General features: G+C 41.1%; 5 protein-coding genes. All 5 read left to right on the forward strand.

Annotated features, from left to right (window positions below):
• A partial coding sequence (locus tag HN459_03370; GenBank protein MBT3478482.1) for a cytochrome C oxidase subunit I occupies positions 1-1,132 on the forward strand: 1,132 nt, incomplete at its 5' end.
• Between the two features lie 5 nt (positions 1,133-1,137).
• A complete protein-coding gene (locus HN459_03375; GenBank protein ID MBT3478483.1) occupies positions 1,138-1,728 on the forward strand; it encodes a heme-copper oxidase subunit III in 591 nt (196 codons plus the stop codon).
• A 9-nt stretch (positions 1,729-1,737) separates the two neighbouring features.
• Complete coding sequence (locus HN459_03380; protein ID MBT3478484.1) at positions 1,738-2,040, forward strand: cytochrome C oxidase subunit IV family protein; 303 nt, start codon at positions 1,738-1,740, stop codon at positions 2,038-2,040.
• Between the two features lies 1 nt (position 2,041).
• Positions 2,042-2,218 (forward strand): hypothetical protein, encoded by a 177-nt coding sequence (locus HN459_03385; GenBank protein ID MBT3478485.1) that lies wholly within the window; start codon positions 2,042-2,044, stop codon positions 2,216-2,218.
• Positions 2,218-2,445: hypothetical protein (locus HN459_03390; protein MBT3478486.1), on the forward strand; the 228-nt coding region annotated here is incomplete at its 3' end. The genes HN459_03385 and HN459_03390, both read left to right, overlap by 1 nt.

A 2,445-nucleotide genomic window follows, 5' to 3' on the forward strand; every position in this document is an offset into this window, starting at 1 on the left:
ATGGATGAAACTACCCATTTTTGTGTGGGCACAGTTTATCACTGCCTTCCTATTACTTTTGGCATTTCCGCCATTAGAAGCAGCCGGTGTATTACAATTGATGGATCGCCTTGCTGGGACAAGTTTCTTTATGCCCAGCGGGTTGGTCGTATCCGGAGTAGTGCAGAACTATACTGGTGGTGGGAGTCCATTATTATGGCAGCATCTCTTCTGGTTTCTTGCCCATCCGGAAGTATATGTATTGATCTTACCTGCATTTGGTATCATTACGGAAGTGATTGCCAATAATACACGGAAACCGATTTGGGGTTACAAAGCAATGGTTTATGCTATGATTTTCCTCGGTTTTATGTCTTTTATTGTTTGGGCGCACCACATGTATATCACGGGGATGGGAACGTCAATCGGTGCCTTTTTTCAGACCACAACCATGATTATTTCAATACCGTCCGTGGTCATCCTTACCACATTATTTTTGTCCCTGTGGGGTGGTTCAATTCGGTTTAATACACCCATGTTATTCGCTCTTGGTTTTATTCCCATGTTCGGAATTGGAGGGTTGACGGGGTTGCCATTGGGATTAGCTGCATCTGATATTCATCTTCATGACACTTATTATGTCATTGGCCATTTTCATTATGTTGTTGCACCGGGAACGATTTTTGCCTTGTTTGCAGGAATTTATTATTGGTTTCCGAAAATAACGGGAAAACGGACCAATGAAACGTTGGGGAAACTACATTTTTTCTTTTCATTCATTTTTATGAATGGCGTTTTCATGCCCATGTTTGTCCAGGGATTAGCAGGCGTATCCCGACGTCTCTGGGACGGCGGTGAAATTTATGCCCATGCAGCCGATGTCCTTTATTTGAATGAAGTTATGTCTATTTCCGCATGGCTTCTCGGCCTGGCTCAAATCTTTTTCATTGTGAATATGATTATCAGTTTACGCGGTAAGAAAACCGGTGAAACGAATCCCTGGGGTGCCACAACGATCGATTGGACAGACACCACATCTCCGCCTTTGGGCCATGGAAATTTTGAAACGGTACCAACTGTTTACCGCGGTCCTTACGAATACAGTGTACCCGGCGCTGATAAAGATTTTACACCTCAAAGTGAGAAGGGTTAAGATTTATGGATATCCCATATACCGTTAAAGACAGACCGGATACCGGTCTTTACAACGGAAAGTTAGGCATTTGGTTATTTTTGGCATCAGAAGTCATGCTGTTTGGCGGATTGTTTTCTGCCTATGTTTTTTTGCGGACAGGTGCCGAATCCTGGCCAACGGGTGCTGATATTCTGAATGTGCCATTGGCCACACTCAATACCTTGTTTCTTATTACTTCATCAGTGACCATGGTGATGAGTTGGGCCTCACTCAAGTTAAAAGAATTTGATAAATTCAAACTCTATGCGGGTTTAACCCTACTCTTGGCTGCATCATTTTTAGTGGTTAAATATTTTGAATATACAGCCAAGTTTCATCATGGATTATTCCCATCCACTAATAATTTTCTTGGCATTTATTTTACATTAACCGGCCTTCATGTCCTCCATATTATTGGTGGTATGATTGTTATTTTCTTTTTCTGGATGCCAGGCGCTAAAATGTGGGAAAGTGATCCTGATCGTTTTACCAATCGGATTGAAATTGTCGGATTGTATTGGCATTTTGTAGATTTAGTATGGATTTTCTTATTTCCGGTACTTTACTTATTATGAGGAATTATCATGGCTGATTTAACGCCTGAAGAAATTAGGCATCACGTCAAAACATATGTAATTGTCTTTGTTGCATTGGCTTTTTTCACCGTCGTGACCGTTGCTATTTCTTACCTGGATTTAGGTGTGGGCGCATCAGTGGTTTTAGCCTTGGGGGTTGCCAGTGTTAAGGGTGCTTTAGTGGCAAGTTATTTTATGCATTTGATTGATGAAAAAATTACCATTTATTGGACGCTTTTAATTACGGCAGCAATGTTTTTAATCCTCATGTTATTACCCTTGGGCAACATGCTAGCGCAGACAAAGATATAAAATGTCAATAAAGACTTTTCACATCATTTTCATCATTCTCTCCATTGCCATTACAATTTGGTTTGGTTTATGGGAATGGGATCGGTCCATTTTATTAGCGATCGTTTCTTTTTTAGCGGGATCAGGACTTGTGATTTATGGTATTCAAGTGTTAAAAAAATTCAAAACGATTTCCTGATGAAAAAAGGGATCATTATTACATTGGTTTTAGGGTTGGCACTTCTACCCGAAGTGAGCTATGCCTGTGCTACCTGCTTTGGGAACCCGAATGCAGCCGCCTCTCAGGGAATAAATAAAGCCATTATTGCAATGCTTGGCATTACGGGGACAGTCCTAGGCGGATTCGGATCGTCTATTTACGTACTGAATCGCCGTGCCAAAGAATATGCAATATCACTCAAAAGA

This window comes from Candidatus Neomarinimicrobiota bacterium (assembly GCA_018647265.1).
Taxonomy (GTDB): Bacteria; Fidelibacterota; Marinisomatia; order Marinisomatales; family TCS55; genus TCS55.

Coding starts and splice junctions, on each gene's coding strand:
- HN459_03375 (MBT3478483.1), top strand. CDS start 1,138: ATGGATATCCCATATACCGTTAAAGACAGACCGGATACCGGTCTTTAC.
- HN459_03380 (MBT3478484.1), top strand. CDS start 1,738: ATGGCTGATTTAACGCCTGAAGAAATTAGGCATCACGTCAAAACATAT.
- HN459_03385 (MBT3478485.1), top strand. CDS start 2,042: ATGTCAATAAAGACTTTTCACATCATTTTCATCATTCTCTCCATTGCC.